Annotated in this window: 18 protein-coding genes and 1 pseudogene; 2 read left to right on the top strand and 17 right to left on the bottom strand. The window is 59.8% G+C overall.

Annotated features, from left to right (window positions below; translation table 11 throughout):
* Positions 1-331: 331 nt before the first annotated feature.
* The 16 genes and pseudogenes from ACQ5J0_RS08570 to ACQ5J0_RS08495 form a co-directional block, all read right to left on the bottom strand.
* Positions 332-1054, bottom strand: a complete 723-nt coding sequence (locus ACQ5J0_RS08570; RefSeq protein ID WP_462567044.1) for a ribonuclease H-like domain-containing protein — start codon at positions 1052-1054, stop codon at positions 332-334.
* 345 nt (positions 1055-1399) lie between these two features.
* A complete protein-coding gene (locus ACQ5J0_RS08565) occupies positions 1400-1957 on the bottom strand; it encodes a hypothetical protein (RefSeq protein ID WP_462567043.1) in 558 nt (185 codons plus the stop codon).
* A complete protein-coding gene (locus ACQ5J0_RS08560; RefSeq protein ID WP_462567042.1) occupies positions 1917-2936 on the bottom strand; it encodes a hypothetical protein in 1020 nt (339 codons plus the stop codon). Before ACQ5J0_RS08560 ends, ACQ5J0_RS08565 begins: the two co-directional genes overlap by 41 nt.
* Positions 2937-3045: 109 nt before the next feature.
* Positions 3046-3264 carry a hypothetical protein gene (locus tag ACQ5J0_RS08555; RefSeq protein ID WP_462567041.1) on the bottom strand — a complete coding sequence of 73 codons (219 nt, stop codon included), beginning with the start codon at positions 3262-3264 and terminating at the stop codon, positions 3046-3048.
* Between the two features lie 3 nt (positions 3265-3267).
* Positions 3268-3897, bottom strand: coding sequence for a hypothetical protein (locus ACQ5J0_RS08550; protein WP_462567040.1), 630 nt, complete (start codon positions 3895-3897; stop codon positions 3268-3270).
* Between the two features lie 83 nt (positions 3898-3980).
* Positions 3981-4169, bottom strand: coding sequence for an MbcA/ParS/Xre antitoxin family protein (locus ACQ5J0_RS08545; RefSeq protein ID WP_462567039.1), 189 nt, complete (start codon positions 4167-4169; stop codon positions 3981-3983).
* A 229-nt stretch (positions 4170-4398) separates the two neighbouring features.
* Entirely contained in the window at positions 4399-4692 is a 294-nt protein-coding gene (locus ACQ5J0_RS08540; RefSeq protein ID WP_462567038.1) for a hypothetical protein, read from the bottom strand.
* The gene (locus tag ACQ5J0_RS08535) at positions 4682-5086 is read right to left on the bottom strand and encodes a hypothetical protein (RefSeq protein ID WP_462567037.1); all 405 of its coding nucleotides are present in this window, start codon (positions 5084-5086) and stop codon (positions 4682-4684) included. The genes ACQ5J0_RS08540 and ACQ5J0_RS08535 overlap by 11 nt, the downstream gene beginning before the upstream one ends.
* Before the next feature lie 611 nt (positions 5087-5697).
* Positions 5698-6221, bottom strand: a pseudogene (locus ACQ5J0_RS08530) (IS5 family transposase); the annotation flags it as partial.
* A 2-nt stretch (positions 6222-6223) separates the two neighbouring features.
* Positions 6224-9061, bottom strand: coding sequence for a sensor domain-containing protein (locus tag ACQ5J0_RS08525; RefSeq protein ID WP_462567036.1), 2838 nt, complete (start codon positions 9059-9061; stop codon positions 6224-6226).
* A gap of 143 nt (positions 9062-9204) precedes the next feature.
* The gene (locus ACQ5J0_RS08520) at positions 9205-9888 is read right to left on the bottom strand and encodes an HPP family protein (protein ID WP_462567035.1); all 684 of its coding nucleotides are present in this window, start codon (positions 9886-9888) and stop codon (positions 9205-9207) included.
* 208 nt (positions 9889-10096) lie between these two features.
* Positions 10097-10573, bottom strand: a complete 477-nt coding sequence (locus ACQ5J0_RS08515; RefSeq protein WP_462567034.1) for a hypothetical protein — start codon at positions 10571-10573, stop codon at positions 10097-10099.
* Positions 10566-11066 (bottom strand): group III truncated hemoglobin, encoded by a 501-nt coding sequence (locus tag ACQ5J0_RS08510; RefSeq protein WP_462567033.1) that lies wholly within the window; start codon positions 11064-11066, stop codon positions 10566-10568. The genes ACQ5J0_RS08515 and ACQ5J0_RS08510 overlap by 8 nt, the downstream gene beginning before the upstream one ends.
* A complete protein-coding gene (locus ACQ5J0_RS08505; RefSeq protein WP_462567032.1) occupies positions 11063-11404 on the bottom strand; it encodes a TehB-like domain-containing protein in 342 nt (113 codons plus the stop codon). Before ACQ5J0_RS08505 ends, ACQ5J0_RS08510 begins: the two co-directional genes overlap by 4 nt.
* Position 11405: 1 nt before the next feature.
* Positions 11406-11774, bottom strand: coding sequence for a histidine kinase (locus ACQ5J0_RS08500; RefSeq protein ID WP_462567031.1), 369 nt, complete (start codon positions 11772-11774; stop codon positions 11406-11408).
* Positions 11775-11801: 27 nt separating this feature from the next.
* Positions 11802-12491 carry an alternative oxidase gene (locus ACQ5J0_RS08495; protein ID WP_462567030.1) on the bottom strand — a complete coding sequence of 230 codons (690 nt, stop codon included), beginning with the start codon at positions 12489-12491 and terminating at the stop codon, positions 11802-11804.
* An 81-nt stretch (positions 12492-12572) separates the two neighbouring features.
* On the opposite strand from ACQ5J0_RS08495, the gene ACQ5J0_RS08490 reads away from it, so the two are divergent.
* Together ACQ5J0_RS08490 and fixJ are read left to right on the top strand one after the other, a co-directional pair.
* Positions 12573-14120: a sensor histidine kinase gene (locus ACQ5J0_RS08490; RefSeq protein ID WP_462567029.1), complete on the top strand. Its 1548-nt coding sequence runs from the start codon at positions 12573-12575 to the stop codon at positions 14118-14120.
* Between the two features lie 25 nt (positions 14121-14145).
* Complete coding sequence (gene fixJ / locus ACQ5J0_RS08485) at positions 14146-14733, top strand: response regulator FixJ (RefSeq protein WP_462567028.1); 588 nt, start codon at positions 14146-14148, stop codon at positions 14731-14733.
* Positions 14734-14903: 170 nt separating this feature from the next.
* Here fixJ and ACQ5J0_RS08480 read toward each other — a convergent pair whose 3' ends face one another.
* Positions 14904-16592 carry a DUF4153 domain-containing protein gene (locus ACQ5J0_RS08480; RefSeq protein WP_462567027.1) on the bottom strand — a complete coding sequence of 563 codons (1689 nt, stop codon included), beginning with the start codon at positions 16590-16592 and terminating at the stop codon, positions 14904-14906.
* Between the last annotated feature and the right edge of the window lie 236 nt (positions 16593-16828).

The raw sequence follows: 16828 nt of genomic DNA, 5'->3' as shown, positions 1-16828 counted from the left end.
ACGGAGATGCCCCAATCCAGTCGAGCGTTGGCACTGCCCCTCCCCATCGCGCGTCATCGACAACTTCCACCGCTGAACGCAGGGCCGTCCCGCCTTAAGCTGATTAGACGAACCAAATAATGCGCCGAGATCAGCGCCCCCGCCCGCGGTTGCCCAGCAGGTTTAATCTTTGCGAGATATCTCCCTGTGAAAGCAAGCTTACCGCGAGGATTGTTCGAAGTCTGGCCAGCGGAGGGACGGATGCGACATTATCTCGACTTGGCGGCAGCGCTCAGAATGGAACTGTCAGAGCTAGATTCGAGCACGTCTGGTTTAGGCGTTTCGGTCACCATCAGAATGTTACCTCTGCGAAACGTGGCAGCGAAGTCGTCGGCGAGGGCACTTCGCAGAACGTAGCAAGCTTGGGATTGTCTTGCGCATTAGCTCTTAGCCACTGGGCAAGTTGCTGCCAGCACTCACGACCAAACCCGGATCGCTCGGCAGAATCCCACATCTGTGCCGCCAGCCAAGTCGCGATAACATCCGTTTCGCAATAATCTGCAATCTCACGCCACCGCCCCTCAGCAGCGAGGCTAGCGACGTTTTCCCCATTTCCGCTGCACTTGGCCGGGACCGAGAACGCCGCGCACAGATGCGCGAGCTTGACGCCGGGCCCGGCGCCTCGGATCTCGTCATGCAGATCAAAATGCAGACCTGGCCGGCATCTGTGCGCGAGGCGCGAGATCGTCGGGACATCTTCTCCCGTGAGAACAGCCCGTGCGAGCAGAACGGGGATGTCGAACGACTTGCCGTTATAAGTCAGGATGTGGTCTGCCTGCGCCAGCGTGCGTTCGACCTTGGCGACAATCTCTCGCTCGGACTGTCCTTCCAGGCAAAAGCTACGCAGATCGAAGACCAGGCCATCTGTCCCTGCGCGCGAGACGGCCAAGGTGGATGCGCAGACGAGCCGATGAAGTGGCCAAGGAGCGAACACTCCTTCTTCATCGTGATAGCCGCAGCGTGCCATGGCATCGCGGTCGGCGATGGTTTCAATATCCAATACGACGGTTTTCACTTGGCTTCTCCCCCAAGCACCGTGTCGGCTCGCTCTGCGGCCCGAGTCCGCGCAAACGTGAGGAGGACGGAGCGGCGGGGCGCGAAGGCGTCGCGAGCCGCCGGGCTTTGCAGTGGTTCGGCACCGGCAACGATGCCACGGGCCATGGAAGAGTAAACGTTCATTCTGGAAATCCTCGGTGAGGTTTGTCGCTCCTCAACCCGACTTTTCCTTTCGCCGGGCGGAGCATCTCCCGGCTCCCTCCCATTCATGGTGTCGTCCACGGCTGCCGGTCCGTGGCATTCTTTCAACATCTGCGCATGTGAAGGACCGCCGCCCGTTGCGGCGATCCTTCACACGATTCCCCTATTCGGTGGCCTGCAGGCGCACGCGCGGCAGGCGATCGCATTGCCATCCGAAGGGCGTGCAGAAGCGCCAGTCGGAGGGCTGCCTGTTGAGTTCGTTCCAGCATTTATCGAAGAGCTCGTGACCTCTGCGATATTCTACGTCGGAGAGGTCCAGAGACAGCAACTTGGTTTCACCGTCAGCGCCCACCCTCATCTTTTTGGGGATGTGTTCGCCGTCCTCGAGGAACTCGATGCGCACCACATGGAATAGCTGCCGCAATCGGAACTTCTCCCATCTCATCTCCCGCTTGCCGGTGCTCGGCCGGAGCACCTCTGGGATTTGCGCGTCCAGCATCATGCACAAGTCGTCGGTCGTTCTGGCCTTCATCGCCAGCAAAGCGAGGTGGCAAGTGCGGGCGCAAACGATGGCCGTCCGGTGTACTGCAGAAATTCGCGCTGTGAGCTTGTCGGCGCGTTGTCCTGCCCGGCTTTTACCATTCTTGCCCTTGAGAAGGGTGGAATAGCGATGGTGATAATCATCGGCGGCGTCCCTCGAACGGCGCAGAAGATCGGACATCCGGGGGACACCGTCTTTGCCGAAATGCGAAATGATTTGTTGCTCGTTGGCTCGGTTTACTGCCCCTAAACCCCATGTGCGGAGCTTTCCGTTCGACTCGATTGATGGTGCGCTTGTCCTCAATCTCTTCAATCTCGTTCCGCACATTGGCCAGGTAGAGTTCCAGCATCTCGTGGGCGAAGGCATGCCGCTTGATCTGAGGCCGGAATATTTGCCCGATCGTCCAGCTTTTCCTGACCTCCTTACTCCACACCTCGTCGATCTGCAGATGGATCAGGCGCCAGCCCAAGCTTGCTTCCCGCTGCTGCTCAAGCGCAGCCCAGCACACGAACATCCATGCTGCCGGGCCGATCAGATCTGCCTCGATCGCGCCGTGAGTTACAGCATCGTCCATCAAGGTTCGCACATCGTCAAGATCGCCCTGGAAGAGCGCTGCGACCAGTTCAGGCTGCGTTTTTTGCAGCTTCGCTAGTTCCTCGGCAAGAGTTGCAGGGTCGAAGTGACACTGGGTTCCGAGAGCGTACCGAGGTGTGGCGTCCGGGTCGGGGCCCATCTCCCCCTCAGGCGCTACCTGGCCAACCATAAGGTCGGCTGCTTCCGCCGCACGCTCGTTATCGGACGAGCGAGAACCGGCGTGCCACATCCACTCTATGCGCTCGCGCATCATGTCCTCGCCGGCAGGCATATCGAGGATGCGGACCTTCTTCGCCCCAAGATGCACGTTCTTCACCTTGCGCAAATCGTCAGCGGCGAGCAATGCGGCGCCGCTTTCCTCGGCAGTTGGAGCAGCCCCGCGCTCCGCCAGCAGCTGCTGGCGGAAGAGGACCTGGGCGAGCGTTATACTGCTGGCCCCCGGCAGCAGAGGCCGATCGGGATCGAAGGTCTCGAGCTCGTTAGGATCGGCGCTCTTGAAATCGCGGCCCGTGCCCGGCAGCAAAGGCTCGTCGGCGGTGAAAGCATCAAATTTAGTATGAAACATGACTGGTACTCCTTTCAAAAACGGTTCCCGCATGAACCGTCTTCGTGAGTTCCCAGACCGCCACAAAATAGACGGCGATCGGCACTCGTCAAGAACAAATCGGCAACCACTAGAAATTTGCGATTAGATCGACTGCACGATTGAGGTCAGCATCCGCTGCCTGCTGCTCCTTCCGAAGCTTTAGAAGGATAACGCTCCCCACGGCGTCGCTGGCGGGCAACGCATTGAGCCTCGCCAAGTCGGCAATCATCGTCTCCTGGCGCTGTTCGATACAATCGAGCAGCGCCAGGAGTTCGAGCGAGCGGGTCAGAAATTCGTGAAGGTCCATGGCTTAACCGCGCCTCCACTGCGAAGGGCACGGCGGCTCAGACAGGAAGCGCGGATTGCCGCCGTTGGCGGCGATGAAGTCGAAAGCCTGGCCACGCGTGGCGATCGCAGGCAAGGGCACACCAAGCACGCGGTGAATTTCGCCGATCAAGTAGTGTTGAGGGCGGGTGACGCTCTTGCGCCGCCAGTCCTTGCGGTGGAAGGCGTCGGAAGCACGGAATTCATCGACCTCTTGCCGATAGATCGCCTCCAGCCGCTTCCATTGCAGCCAGGTGCCCTTTGCACGAGCCCAATCCAAGATTACCGGATCGCGAAGCGCACGGTGTAGCCCATCCATCAGCCGATCAGGCACTCTCACCTGGTCCTTGAAAATGGCTTGGAACACCTCCCACGGCAGCGAGAGGAGCCCGGCAAGGGCCAGGCTATCGAGATCAAGCGCTTCGTTCACCTCGAACGCGAAACCGAGATAATATTTGAGGTTGTCGCGGCTAGCTTCGACGTCACACCGCCGCTTGCCATACTGGTGGATTTCACGCCTGAGATCGGCGAGCGGTGTGATTGCCGTCTCTCCGTCAATTCCAAGCTGTTCAAGCAAAGGCCGGAGGCGGTGATCCGGCCGAAAAGGTGCACTCATGTCTTCCTCCGTTGATGTGGAGGAAGTTCAGTTAGAGCAGTGGGCGAGCCACGTTGGCGACCGGGTGCTCTCGTACTTTGCGATCAAGGGCCGGCGACTTGCCCCCACAGGTAGCGGCGGACCTGCTCTATGCCATCAAGATCCTTCTCTAGCATCAAATCCAGTGCCGAGCGCCCTGCAAATATGGCCGCATCGTTGGGCGCGCGCATCCACCTGTCTGCCCGCGAAGGGATCGGCAGGAGTGTGCCGATGGTGCGGAAGATGTCGAGCATGATCGCAAGCCGCTCTACGACGGAGCGCGGGACCTCTGCGGCCGATCTCTGTCGGAGTTCGGCAAGCTCGTTGCTTGAGCCCAGCCCCAGCAGCCTCAATTGCTCAGGAAGAGTGAGAGCCCATGCACGCGCGAGACCATCAAAAACCCTAAGGACCGGGTTGGCTGCCGGTGGCCCCATATCATGGGGTATGTTGCCTTCTTGAGCTCCGTGCGCTGAGACGCCCCCATTACCAGCCATCAGGTGTACGCTCCGCCTTGGCATGCGCCGACTGTCTCAATGAAGAAGTCCGAGCCGCAATGGTGTCCGCTGCGCGCACAAGTAGAGTTTGCCTACCCGAACACGGGACTCGCCGTTTCATGAACCAAGCCGCGGCCAGAGCATTACCGCCATGCCGGAAGATGGCCGCTTTGATCAAAGTCTTGCTGAAAATGGCGCCGGAAGCGGCCATCATGCGAAAACCTCGGGTAATTGCCACAATCGCTTCATCCAATCCGTCGGTCTCGATTAAATCATGAAACATTGCTGCTCTCCCGCCATGCGGCCCATTCCGCATCGACCACTCCTCGGCCTTCGTCGGTAGCGAGCGGTCGGACGAACTTGCCGAAGCCAGTCGCCAGGATCGCACGCGCAGGAATGAGCACATGAACGTGCGGCGCGCCGGGACGAGCGGCACGAGCTGGAACGTGCATGACGCAAACCGCCGCCACCCCGTGCACCTTTACCAGCCGCTCGAGCGTGAATGCCCGGGCTGCTTCCCAGGCATCGTGGAGCTTCATTACTTGTGGCAAGACTTCCGCCTCGGGAAAGCGCAGCGTGACGATCACGGCCAAGTCCTTGAGGCTGAATCCCTGCTCGTCGTACGCACGAGCCAGCCGCTGCGGGTCTTTCCATTCGTCGTCTGCGCCGGCAGCCAACCCGCGCCAGTAGTCTCTCGAGTTCGCGCGCCTCGCGCTCAGCTTGCCGTTCCCTTTTGGCCTGCGCCGTTGCCTGGGCTTTCGCCTCCCGCTGTTCTTGGGAAAGCGCACGATGTCGCCGCTTAGCAGTTGCAGTCTTTTGGCCGCGCTGACTCCTCAGCCATGCGGTCGACGCGGCGCTGACCGCTGAACGCAACTCGGCAGCTGCGATGGGCCGCCCATCGATCCGCGTCGAGGGGCGTTTCTTTTCCTTATGGTTCATTTGCCTATTTTAGGAGGGGGGTGGTTGATAAGGAGAAAAAGCGCCCGCATCACGGAGGCGATTTTTGTCCTTAATTGCGCACCACCCCCCTTATAACCTTCTTCCAGAGGGAAAGAGTCTTCCGCCATTGCAAGGTAGAAGCCAGGCTTTCCCCACCAATGAGACTGAAGGCTGCTTTAAGACTATCCCGATCGATGGAAGCTCGCGACGAGAACTCGTGTGCCGGCCCGGCAGTGCCTGCTCTACCCACATCAATCGTGCTCGCGGTGTCGCCGGACCTTCGGCTGCCGATCCGCGTAAGCCGCCGTCCATTCGGTTCTCCGGCACCTGAGCTGCCTAGGCTCAGGACTCATTGATCGAGCCAGAAGATGACGGTTGCGGCGATGCAGATGGCGGACATGAAGGTGTGGGCGCAGCGGTCGTAGCGGGTGTGGATGCGGCGCCAGTCCTTGAGTTTGCCGAACAGGTTTTCGACCCTGTGGCGCTGGCGGTAGAGGGTCCGGTCGTCCGGGAGATGGAGCTTTCGATTGGCCTTTGACGGGATGCAGGCGGTGATCCCGCGATCGGCCAGAGCGGCGCGGAACCAGTCGGCGTCATAACCCTTGTCGCCGAGCTGTGCGCGGGCGTTAGGCAGGGCCTCAAGCATCAGCGCCGCACCTTTGAAGTCGCTCATCTGACCTTCGCTGAGCAGCATGACCAGTGGCCGCCCCTGGCCATCGCAGACCGCATGAAGCTTGGAGCTCAGACCGCCTTTGGTGCGCCCGATACGTCTGGGAAGAGCCCCTTTTTTAACAGGCTGGCAGCTGTTCGGTGAGCTTTGAGATGCGTGGCATCAATCATCAGCTGATCCGGCTTGCAGAGCGGGCGCGCGATCGTCAACCTGGGACCACGCGCTTGGATCCTTTTTTCCTATCCCTCAGCAGTCGCGCGATGCTTTGACCGCTGACTGGTCGCCCGAAAAGGTAGCCTTGCCCAAATGGGCATCCCGCCTGCTGGAGAAGAAGCCTCTGGTTTTCGGTTTCCACCCCTTCGGCTACGATGCTTTTATTGAGATTTTGTGCCAGGCCAATCACCGCCGAAACGATAGCTAGGATGTCTGAATTCGATGCAATTCTCTCAACAAAGGTTCGATCAATCTTGATCACATCCACAGGGTAGTCCCTAAGATGAGACAATGATGAGTATCCGGTTCCAAAATCGTCCAAGGCTATAGATACGCCTTTTTTATTAAGCGCTTCGAGCGCACGATTTACATACATGGAGCTACGGTCGAGAAATACATGCTCCGTAACCTCAAGCTCGATCATAGAGGCCGGGATGTCATAACGGTCCAGCCGGCTTATCATGCGTTCGGCAAAGTCATCGCGCAAAAACTCCACGGGTGCGGCGTTGATAGAAACTTTCCCAAACGGCAGTCCGTGGTTAATCCATTCGCTCACATCCGCGAACACTCTTTCCTGCATCAAATCGCTGATCTTGGTCGCTAACTCGTAATCCTTGAAGGCTTCCGCAACTGTGCCGGGCTGCTGTAATCCACGACCTCCGTGCCGCCATCTCAGAAGAGCTTCGAAACCGGCTATCTCCCCGGTACTGAGATCCACCTTTTGCTGGTAGAATGGCTCGACCGATCGATCTGTGACGGAGTTTCGAGCCAGGCTGAGCTGCGAGGAGATTACTTGCGCGTGATCGCGCATGTAAGGCTGAAAAACCGATGTTCCGCCGCGTCCGCTTGCCTTGAGCGCGTAGAGCGCGATATCAGCATTATCGAAAAGCTCATCGGCGCTGCTGGCGTTGTCCGGGAAGATTGCCCCGCCTATAGTTGCGCTGGCGCTTATCTCTCGATCTGCGAAGCGAATAGATTTTTGCAGAGCTGTAAGAATAGCTTCTCCAAAAGTTGCAAGGTCTAGATCGCGCTCCTCAATGTCGAGTAACACGGCGAATTCGTCCCCTCCCAGCCTGGCAACAAACCCGCAGGAGGCGACGGCTTTCTTCAATCTTTGCGCGAAAATCTTGAGAAAGTGATCGCCAGCGGTATGGCCAAGGGTGTCGTTCACATGCTTGAAATGGTCGAGATCGATAAGCAGCAGCCCTAACCGAGAATTTGACGCCGTCGCTCTTATCGTCGCCGACTGCAGGCGATCGGTAAAAGCTCGCCGGTTAGGCAATTCAGTCAACCAGTCGTGCTCACTCGCCCATTTCAGCTGCCCAGCGGTCTCCTTCTGAGTGGTAGTGTCTCTTGCGATCGAGAGAATGCGTGAAACCTTGCCATTCGCATCCAACATGGGGCCGACTACCACATCCCACCAACGCGGGCTGCCCAGGTCCGGTCTCGACTGCGTACTAAAGCGCACGGTCGAACCCGCCAAAGCAGTCTCAAAGGCGCCAGTGAGTTCCCCGCGCGCTGCCTCAGGCCATTGGTCAAACCATATGGCGCCCTGGATCTCGTCTAGTCGATTAAGGTTCATCGCATCCAAGGCGGACGAGTTCACCAGGCGTACCGTGCCATCGGTATTGATTATCTCAATACAATCGGCGCTCGCCTCCAGCACGCTCCGGTATAACATTTCGCTTTCTTGGAGAGACTGCTCGGCCGCCTTTCGATCAGAAATATCTTGAACGACCGCAATCGAGCTGGAAATACTACCGTCCTCTGACCGAACGAAGGTCACGCTGACTTCGCACCAGACGACGGATCCATCGGGGCGCAGGTATCGCTTCTCGATCTGGAAGGGCTCGCATTTAGCACGTTTTTCTGCGTGCAATGGCAAGTTCCAGACCAAATCCTCTGGGTGGGTGTAATCGGCGAAACTCAGCTCCTTGAGTTCGCTCTCCGTTCTGCCAAGCAGTTGGCAAAATCGTTCGTTTGCGAGAGTTAGCACTCCATTCGCGTCACTTTGCAGGATTCCTACCATTGCTTGGCCGAAAACGGTAGAAAGGCGAGCTTCCCTTTCTTTTAAAGCTCGGTCACTCGCATTCCTTGCGGTGTTGTCCTGGATTGCTCCGACCATTCTGGTCGCATGTCCGTCAGGGTCTTGAGCAACGAAGCCCCGGACTAGCACTTCTGCATAGGAACCATCGGCTTTCTGCAGGCGATATTCGCTCTCGAATCTCGGATCGCCCACTTGGAAGAGAGATCTTACTGCATCCGATACGCGCTTTTGGTCGTCGGGATGGATGCGACTGCGCCACCAGTCTATACTTTGGCCCAAATCCTCCGATTTGTAGCCAAGAGATTTATTGTGGGTCTGGTGCCATTCGAGTTTGCCCGATGTGAAGTCCCAATCGAACACGACGTCCTGCGTCGCTTGTGCCGCTAAACGGAAACGCTCTTCCGCGGCAGTCAGGGCCGCAGTCCGCTCAACACGGCGGGTGATATCCCGATACCACACGGCAATTCCGCCCTGCGTGAGAGGGATAGCCTCGATATGATACCATTTTGAAAGTGTGGGAAAGTATCCTTCGAAGCGGACTTCCTCTCGGTCCTTCATACACCGCCGGTAATTAACCTCGAAATCAATACCCTTTATTTCAGGAAGCGCCGTCCATAAGTCTGTTCCCAGAATATCTCTGTAGGTTGCGCCAAATTCGCGCTGGGCTCGACTGCTTACGTATGTAATTTGCCAGTGCGCATCGAGGACCAGCACGCTGTCGGTACTGCACTCCAGGATCTCGCGAAAATCAATCGATACAGATGCATCTTCAGATAAAGGCAAGCTATGGTCCCCACGGCTGATTGCTACTCATAGGCCTCAATGGGTTAGCATTCCAGGTATGAGGAAACGAGCCCGGCGACATAGTCCTTGTCGTGGATCGTAGCGCCCGCCGAGCGGCGTAACCAACCGGTTAATCCAGAGATCTACGAGTTGCGGCGTTGCGCCGCATGAAAGTCGACACGGCGGAGGATCAATACCAGATCGTCCGAACTGATGTCGAAGGTCTCCCCAAGATCAGCCAATGCAGCTTCGATGTCCTCCGGGTGAGCCGGCGCCAGATCGCGTTCCACTATTCGCTGGCCCAAAATCGCTTTGGGTTTGTGCGGGTAGCTGTGTCCAGAGACCAAGTGAAAGGCGCCCCCGACGATGACAAGGCAGATCGCGTTCACCGCGACAGGAAACAGTGCAAACGAATATCCAGCGGCTGTGATAGCCGGACCGCCAATGACGGCAGTTAGGGCGGCCGCACCTCCCGGCGGATGCAAGCACCTCGACAAGGACATTGCGAGAATTGCGAACCCAACGGCTAATCCTGCCGCAAGATGCGGCGATGCGAAGGTCTGGGCGAAAAACACACCGATCAGAGCTGAAATGGTGTTCCCGCCAATCACCGGCCATGGTTGCGCGAGTGGACTGGCTGGAACGGCAAAAATCAGCACGGCCGACGCACCCATCGGTGCAACAATGATCGCGAGCGCCGCCAGATCTCGCAGCACCAGCCAAGCCAGCAGACTGGTCAAAGCAATGCCGATTACGCCGCCTACGCAGGCAAGCGCGCGGTCCGCGAATGTCGCGCCGGCGAGGATAGGGGTAAAAAGGCGTCTCATGGCTCGGCCGAACGATTGTGTTGGAAGTGCCCAATGCGTTCGGAATGCGCTTGAAGCGAACAAGAATGCCAACGGTCGATGCAAAGTTCGCTACTGTGTCCAGGTTGCGCCTACGCTATCAAATAGGGTCATACGTAGGGCCGCCCCCGGATGCGATGCTCAGATCAGATCGGTGGCATCTCTCTTCGCGCCTAGCCGGCCGTTCGCGTCACATCACAACTGCACCGATGGAAGCGATCGCGATGCCAAAGGCTGCGACGGCAGCGGGAACGATGAGCACCTGCGCATAAACCTCGCCGCGAGTAAGCGGGCCGAAGGCCGTCTGCAGAGCTGCGCCTGGCCGCTCGAACTCACAGCGGGGTTGCGGCGCCGATTGGCGCAGCATCGCGCGCGCCGTTCCGAAGAACATTATGACATAAACCGCTGAGATAGCGATCGCGAATGCGGCATGTGCACCGCCCGTGGCTCCGAGCAGGGCGAGCAAAAAAATCGTGTAGCAGGCAATCATCGCACGCCAGACTGCCGCCGGCATTTCGAAGGTTCGCGGTTCGGGCTGTTGCGGCGGGGCATTCGTTTCGTTGTCGTTTGCCTCGATATGAGCGAGCGAGACGAACACCTCGGGTGAGGGCTTCAGGGTGTCACGCTGTGATGTGATTGCGGGCACTTGGCGTGCAACATCAGGCATGAGGCAAATCCTTTCCTGCGCGCCGTCCGGCCAATCCGTCGCGGCGCATGGTAATTGCAGTCAGCAGGCTGTCGGCGATCATCCTCGCCCTGGTGCCGACCAGCTCGGTGGCCGCACTCTGGCCGTCCGCATCCCGCAGCGCTTCGTAGAAAAGATCGAGCCAGCGTGCGAAATGCCTGAATTCCAGCCCCGGAATTGCGAGGTGCTTGAGCATGGGGTTGCCGGAGAATTCGCCGCTGTTGTGCAGCACCGAGCGCCAGAAGGCCTTCATCCGCGAGAGATGCGGTGGCCAATCGGCGATGTGCCGGGCGAAGATCGGGCCGAGCAGCGCGTCATCGCGAATCTTCGCATAGAAATCCTCTACGAGCCGATCGATGAACCGTGCATCGACGCCGATTTGCTCTGCAGCCGCTCGCTTTTCGGCCCTCTTCTGCTGAGCGTAGGCGTGTGCTTCGGCACCCGTTCTCCCGGTGTGGAAGGCGTCACGGTTCATGTCTGCTCTTCCCGGTGAGTGGGTGTTGCTGCCGTGCTGCCGTGCTGTGGATTGCGCAGAAATTGGACATGGAACTTCACCGCTCCGATCGGCTCGACCCAGTGGAGGATCGTGGGTTCGACCACGCCAGGTGCCATGTCCGGCGTAAGAATCGCGTCGGCCGGCGCGCGGCGAGGATCCGCAACGACATACCGCAGTTTCCCCTCCTCCACGTGGATCAGGCCCCAGACACCCTCCTTGGTCGAATGCTCCTTGAGCAATCCTGCGGGTATGGTGCCCTCGGTAAAGGTCGCGGTCTGTTTATAGGGGGCGAGGTTTCGGATAAGATCGGAGTTCATGTCAGGCGGCTTTTCGTTTTTCGAGCAGGACCCGGATTGCGAGACTGAGTTCGTCGCCGAGAAGCGGCTTCTCGATTACCTCGGCACCGAGCGCGGCGGTGCTGGCGCGCAGCGAGATGGTCGGATTGGTGGCGAGAGCGATCGCCGGCAAGTCGCAGCCCTGAAGTCGCAGCTGGCGAAGCGCCGCCAGTCCGTCCCCCCCGTAGCTCTGGTCGATGACCAGTACGGCGGAGAGCGGGGGCGGGCTCCCATCGGCCCCGCCCGCAGCCGCCTCGACGATGCGGAAGCCTTCGATCGCCAGAGAGAACTGGAGGGACGATAGGAATGGCCGATCCTCAATGAGCAGCAGGACAGCATCTCGATCCATCATCACCAGCCTCCCAATCGGCAACCTGGGTCAGGCCGCCTTCTTCCAGTTGGGTTCGAGCGTCACGTGGTTCGGACACTCTGCGATACGCCCCACAGGAAGCCCGGCAAGCTCGTTGGCGAAGCCATGATTGACGTCGCGGTGGTGCGCCTCGTCGGCCCGAACCACGATGACGACGTCGCGCAAAGTGGCGTCCTCGGCGAGGCCCCAGTAATGTTTGGCTATCTCGGGGGCCGCGACATTCGGGCTGCGGCCCTCGTCGATCTCCGCGAGGTAGTGAGTGTAACTGATGACCGCTTCTTCCTCGAAATAACCCACCACACGGTGCGCAGTTTTCGAGCTGATCAGGTAAAGAGCGAAGAAGAACAGATAGAACACCCATTGCACGCCGATGATGACCGCGCGTTCGAACCAAGTCGGCTGCGACACTTCGATGAAGGTCATCAGATGCATCCGCTCGTTTTCAGCTTCATCCATGAGCGTTTTGATCCAGCCCTTGTCGTCGCACATGCGGCGAAGGCAGGCGAGATGGTTGATAGTGGCCCCGACCATCCCCGGAACGGCCGCCACGGTCTCGAGTACGACCGCACGGTGGCCATAGCGCTCGGCGAAGAACGTGTCGGCGGACCAGCGCAGGGCCTTGGTGAAGCCGAACGCCACACGGTCCGAAAGGCCGCGAGGGTTGTGATGAACGCCCAGATCGATGAGAGGTGCAGTCATTGAACTTACTCCGCTAAGCAGCACGTAGAATGGAGCGCCGCCGTTGGCCCTGATCTACGGCTGAGACCGGACATGCGAAATTTGGATGATCACCCTACTGCAAGCCCCCTAAGGGCCTTACCGGAGGTGGGGCGACCCAGTTTCGTCAGCCGTTTCCTGCCCCGCCTTTCGTTTTCAACGGCGCTGCTGCTCGCGCTGCTGGCGATCGGCGCAGCGGTGGCAGTGCGACTGCTATTCGCCGATGAGCTCGGCCAACGCGCCACGTTTATTTTCTTCGTACCAGGGGTCGTTGTAGCGAGTGCGCTTTCCGGTCTTCGCGCAGGCGCTTTCGCGGCATTGGCGGGCGCTGCTGCTGGACTGTGGTGCGACAGCATTGTTGGGCCGATTGCGGGGGGCAGTCTGATCGCGGCGGCGGCATTCGTGCTGATCGGAATCGCGGTGGCCGTAGGAGGAGAGTGGTTCCAGCGCGCGCGGGTCGAGACCGAGGCGGCGGCGGGAGCGCTGGCGCGTCGCGAGGCCCATCTGCGGTCAATACTCGAGACAGTACCCGACGCGATGGTGGTGATCGACGAAGCCGGACTGATCCGCGATTTCAGTCTCGCTGCCGAACGCATGTTCGGATGGGAGGCCGATGAAGTCGCTGGACGAAATGTCAGTCTGTTGATGCCCGATCCCTATCGCACCGCCCATGACGGCTATCTGAAGCGCTACTATCGCACGGGCGAACGGCGGATAATCGGCAAGGGCCGCGTTGTCGTAGGCGAGAGAAAGGACGGGTCCACCTTCCCGCTCGAGCTGGCGGTGGGCGAGATGCAGGCCGAAGGGCAGCGCTTCTTCACAGGGTTCATCCGTGACCTGACCGAACGTCAGCAGGCGGAAACCAGACTGCAGGAACTGCAGAGCGAGCTGGTTCACGTCTCGCGTCTGACGGCACTCGGCGAGATGGCCTCGGCGCTCGCACATGAGATCAATCAGCCACTCTCGGCCATTGCAAATTACCTGAAGGGCAGTCGATTGCTTCTTGCGCGGGAGAAGGTACCTATGGAACGCGTGGCAGATGCCGTCGAACGCGCCGCCAACGAGGCGCTGCGCGCAGGCGAGATCATCCGCCGCCTTCGTGACTTCGTGGCGCGCGGTGAGACCGAGCGAACGATCGAAAGCCTGCCGAAGCTCGTCGAGGAAGCGAGCGCGCTGGCGATGGTGGGTGCCAAAGAGCATGGCATTCGCGTGTTGTATGCGTTCAATTCCGAGATCGATCTCGTCTTGGCGGACAAGGTGCAAATCCAGCAGGTGGTGCTCAATCTGGTTCGCAATGCCGTCGATTCTATGGCGGGCTCCGCGTCCTTGCAGCGCTTGCTTACGATAGCCATCGAACCGGTCGGGAGCGAGATGGCGTCTGTCGTGGTAACCGATACAGGACCGGGGATCGATCCCGATGTGACCGACGAGCTGTTCCAGCCGTTTGTCACCACCAAGCGAACGGGTCTTGGTGTGGGTCTTTCGATTTCGCGAACGATCGTCGAAGCGCATGGCGGGCGCATCTGGGCCCAGCAGGCGCCAGATGGCGGCGCGGAGTTCGGCTTCACCTTGCAACGCGTCACAAGTGAGGAACTGTACAATGGCGACTAGCAGCGCAAATGATCCGATCGTCTACGTGATCGACGACGATGAGGGCGCCCGGCATTCGCTCGAATTCCTGCTCGACGTTGCCGAGATCCGGGTGCGCTCTTTCGCGTCGGCCGATGCCTTTCTGCGATCCTCACCGCCGCTGATAGGTGCCTGCGTCGTAACTGACGTGCGCATGCCCGGCACCAGCGGTGTCGAGCTTACGGCCAAACTCAAACAGCGCGATGCCGCGGTGCCAGTCATCGTCATCACCGGGCATGCAGACGTGCCGTTAGCGATCCAGGCCATGAAGGCAGGTGCCGCAGACTTCATCGAGAAGCCGTTCGACGACGAGACGATCCTGTCCTCGATCCGCAAATCGCTCGCGGAGAAGACGGGCGACGATAAGCTTCAGACCGAGCGGAGCGAAGTGATCGAGCGCATCGAGCTGCTGTCGGCAAGAGAGCGGGAGGTCGTCGACGGCCTCGTGGCCGGCAAGGCCAACAAGGTGATCGCCTTCGATCTCGGAATTAGCCCGCGAACAGTTGAAGTCTATCGTGCCAACGCGATGATGAAGATGCAGGCCAAGTCGCTTTCGGATCTGGTGCGAATGATGACGATCGCGAAAATCGGTTAGCACGGCTCGAGAGTCCGTTCGATGACTACTTACGGCAGCTTCCTCCGCCCTTGTTTTCCGAGCAGACTGTTAGCTAGCGGCCCAGGTCCGGAAAACCCGCTGCGCATCTAAACGAATCCTCTGGCGACTGCTTCGACAAAGTCAGCCAAGCGCAGCACAGTTGAGTCATCTCATTTCAGCGGTTCGCCGACGGGTCTACCTTCGACGAAGAGCTGGCGGCGCTCTATCGGACGCAGCTCAATGGTCGCGGTCTCCAAGTTAACGATGCCCGTTTCTGCTGGATCCCGCTCTGCCTCGCGATCAGCAGCCGTGTCCAAATTGACCACTGTCGACGTCACATTGGCCTGACCATCCCCGGCAGACACCAGCAGCAGGCGGCTCTGGTCGAGCTTGAGCAGCGCGCATTGTGACCCCGGCAGGCATTGCTGCTGAGCTGCAATCCGGCGCAGCACTTCGGGGGTGAGTTCGAGGTCGCCGGATAGCACGCGGATACGCGATGTCAGCTCTGCAGCTTCCCTTGCGGAGATATCGGCCTTCGCCACCGCCCAGCGCTCATCCGCTTGCAACGCACTTCGTGCCGGTTCGCGCCAGGCGGCCGGCCCGGAGCGGGCGATTTTTGCCAGTCTATCGCGTCCCGTGGGGCCGAAATCGAACGCCATCGCCGCCCAATCGAACTGATTTGGCGAGATTTTGCCCTGTTCAAGGCGGACGAGCTGCGAACGCGTGGAAATCGCTCCGAAATCGACAATCGGCAGCGCAAGCAGCAGGGCCGCGGCGCAGAGACCGATCGCAAAGCGTGTCTGGAAAGGGCGCAGCGGTTCGTCGAAATCTTGCCGCGCGGCGAGGATTGCCCACCAGCCGCCCAGCCCGTAGACAACCGCAACAGCAACCGCCACCGAGCCCCAGATGCGCTCTGGCGTCCATCCATATTGATCGATGCGCAGTCCCAGCGCGAGCGCAGCGAGGATACTCAGCGGCAGGATCACCGCCACCAGGACCAAAGCCGAAAGGTGCAGGACCCGGTTGTGCGGGCGCTCGGAGCGGCTTTCGGCGATGACCGCATTGACGAGCAACACCGCCCCGGCGCTAGCGGCGAGGAGCAAGGCGGTGGCGGAGAGCCAGCTGTCCCATAGCCCCTGCAGACCGGTGAAGGCGATCGAGACCAGAAAGGCGGCAAGAGCGAAGGCGAGGACCGGGGCGAGCACGCGAAGGACGGCCATCGCCAGCCGCTGCAAGGCCGGAACGAACCCATCCTGTTCGCGCAGGATCCCCACCGCGGCGCCGAACGCAAAACCCGCCAGCGTCCAGCCGAACCATGCCTTGGCCAGCAGCGTATTGAGCGCGTCTATCCCTATGATCGCGAACAGACCTGCGATGAGCCAGGCAAGCAGGAAGGCCAGCCCGGTGAAAAACAGGCTGGCGGCACCGATCACCGCATCGTTCCAAAAATGCGCGTAGAGGCGCGGATACGGGAGTTGCCATGTGCCCTCGTCGCGAATCGTCTGGAACAGGGGGCCCGCGAGGAGGACGGCGAACAGTCCGGCAAAATAGGGCCATTCGTAGACAGCAGCTCCCTGTCCGTAGCTGGCGGTGGACCAACCGACAAAGGCGGTGATCAGCGCCCACACCAGCGCAAAACCGATCGCCCAGCTCCAGCGAAGACGCTCGATGGTTAGCACCAGTGAAAGTGTGCCGACCGCAGTGAAGGTTGCCATGGCCTGCCTGACGGGCGGCAAAGGCGTGGCAAAGTCATGGTCGGTCAGCAACCAGAAGATCAGCCCCCCGAACGCGCACACCAAGCCAATGATCCACGGCCTGAGATGCCATGGCGCCGCGTCCGCGTCAGAGTGCTCAGTCATATGCAAATTCCTTCGCAAACGAGAATTTCGGTTTTCGGCGGCGAAGCCGCTGGAGCTGCAGGCGGCTCCGGGGTCGCATCGGGTATCTGGTCCGCGACATGAAGGGTCGAGGAGCACCAGCTTTATGCGAAATGGAGGCGACGCAGCGCAATCGGAGCAAGGATCCGAGTCGTTGGGCGAAGCAGCTCGAGACTGTCGTTTCGAAAGGTCTGGCGCTCTTTGGGCCGACGGAAAGT

This window comes from Qipengyuania sp. SM2512 (genome assembly GCF_054954005.1).
This window is presented reverse-complemented; position numbering and strand designations above follow the sequence as displayed.

Coding starts and splice junctions, on each gene's coding strand:
- ACQ5J0_RS08565 (WP_462567043.1), bottom strand. CDS start 1,957: ATGTCCGATCTTCTGCGCCGTTCGAGGGACGCCGCCGATGATTATCAC.
- ACQ5J0_RS08560 (WP_462567042.1), bottom strand. CDS start 2,936: ATGTTTCATACTAAATTTGATGCTTTCACCGCCGACGAGCCTTTGCTG.
- ACQ5J0_RS08555 (WP_462567041.1), bottom strand. CDS start 3,264: ATGGACCTTCACGAATTTCTGACCCGCTCGCTCGAACTCCTGGCGCTG.
- ACQ5J0_RS08550 (WP_462567040.1), bottom strand. CDS start 3,897: ATGAGTGCACCTTTTCGGCCGGATCACCGCCTCCGGCCTTTGCTTGAA.
- ACQ5J0_RS08545 (WP_462567039.1), bottom strand. CDS start 4,169: ATGCTCGACATCTTCCGCACCATCGGCACACTCCTGCCGATCCCTTCG.
- ACQ5J0_RS08540 (WP_462567038.1), bottom strand. CDS start 4,692: ATGTTTCATGATTTAATCGAGACCGACGGATTGGATGAAGCGATTGTG.
- ACQ5J0_RS08520 (WP_462567035.1), bottom strand. CDS start 9,888: ATGAGACGCCTTTTTACCCCTATCCTCGCCGGCGCGACATTCGCGGAC.
- ACQ5J0_RS08515 (WP_462567034.1), bottom strand. CDS start 10,573: ATGCCTGATGTTGCACGCCAAGTGCCCGCAATCACATCACAGCGTGAC.
- ACQ5J0_RS08510 (WP_462567033.1), bottom strand. CDS start 11,066: ATGAACCGTGACGCCTTCCACACCGGGAGAACGGGTGCCGAAGCACAC.
- ACQ5J0_RS08505 (WP_462567032.1), bottom strand. CDS start 11,404: ATGAACTCCGATCTTATCCGAAACCTCGCCCCCTATAAACAGACCGCG.
- ACQ5J0_RS08500 (WP_462567031.1), bottom strand. CDS start 11,774: ATGATGGATCGAGATGCTGTCCTGCTGCTCATTGAGGATCGGCCATTC.
- ACQ5J0_RS08495 (WP_462567030.1), bottom strand. CDS start 12,491: ATGACTGCACCTCTCATCGATCTGGGCGTTCATCACAACCCTCGCGGC.
- ACQ5J0_RS08480 (WP_462567027.1), bottom strand. CDS start 16,592: ATGACTGAGCACTCTGACGCGGACGCGGCGCCATGGCATCTCAGGCCG.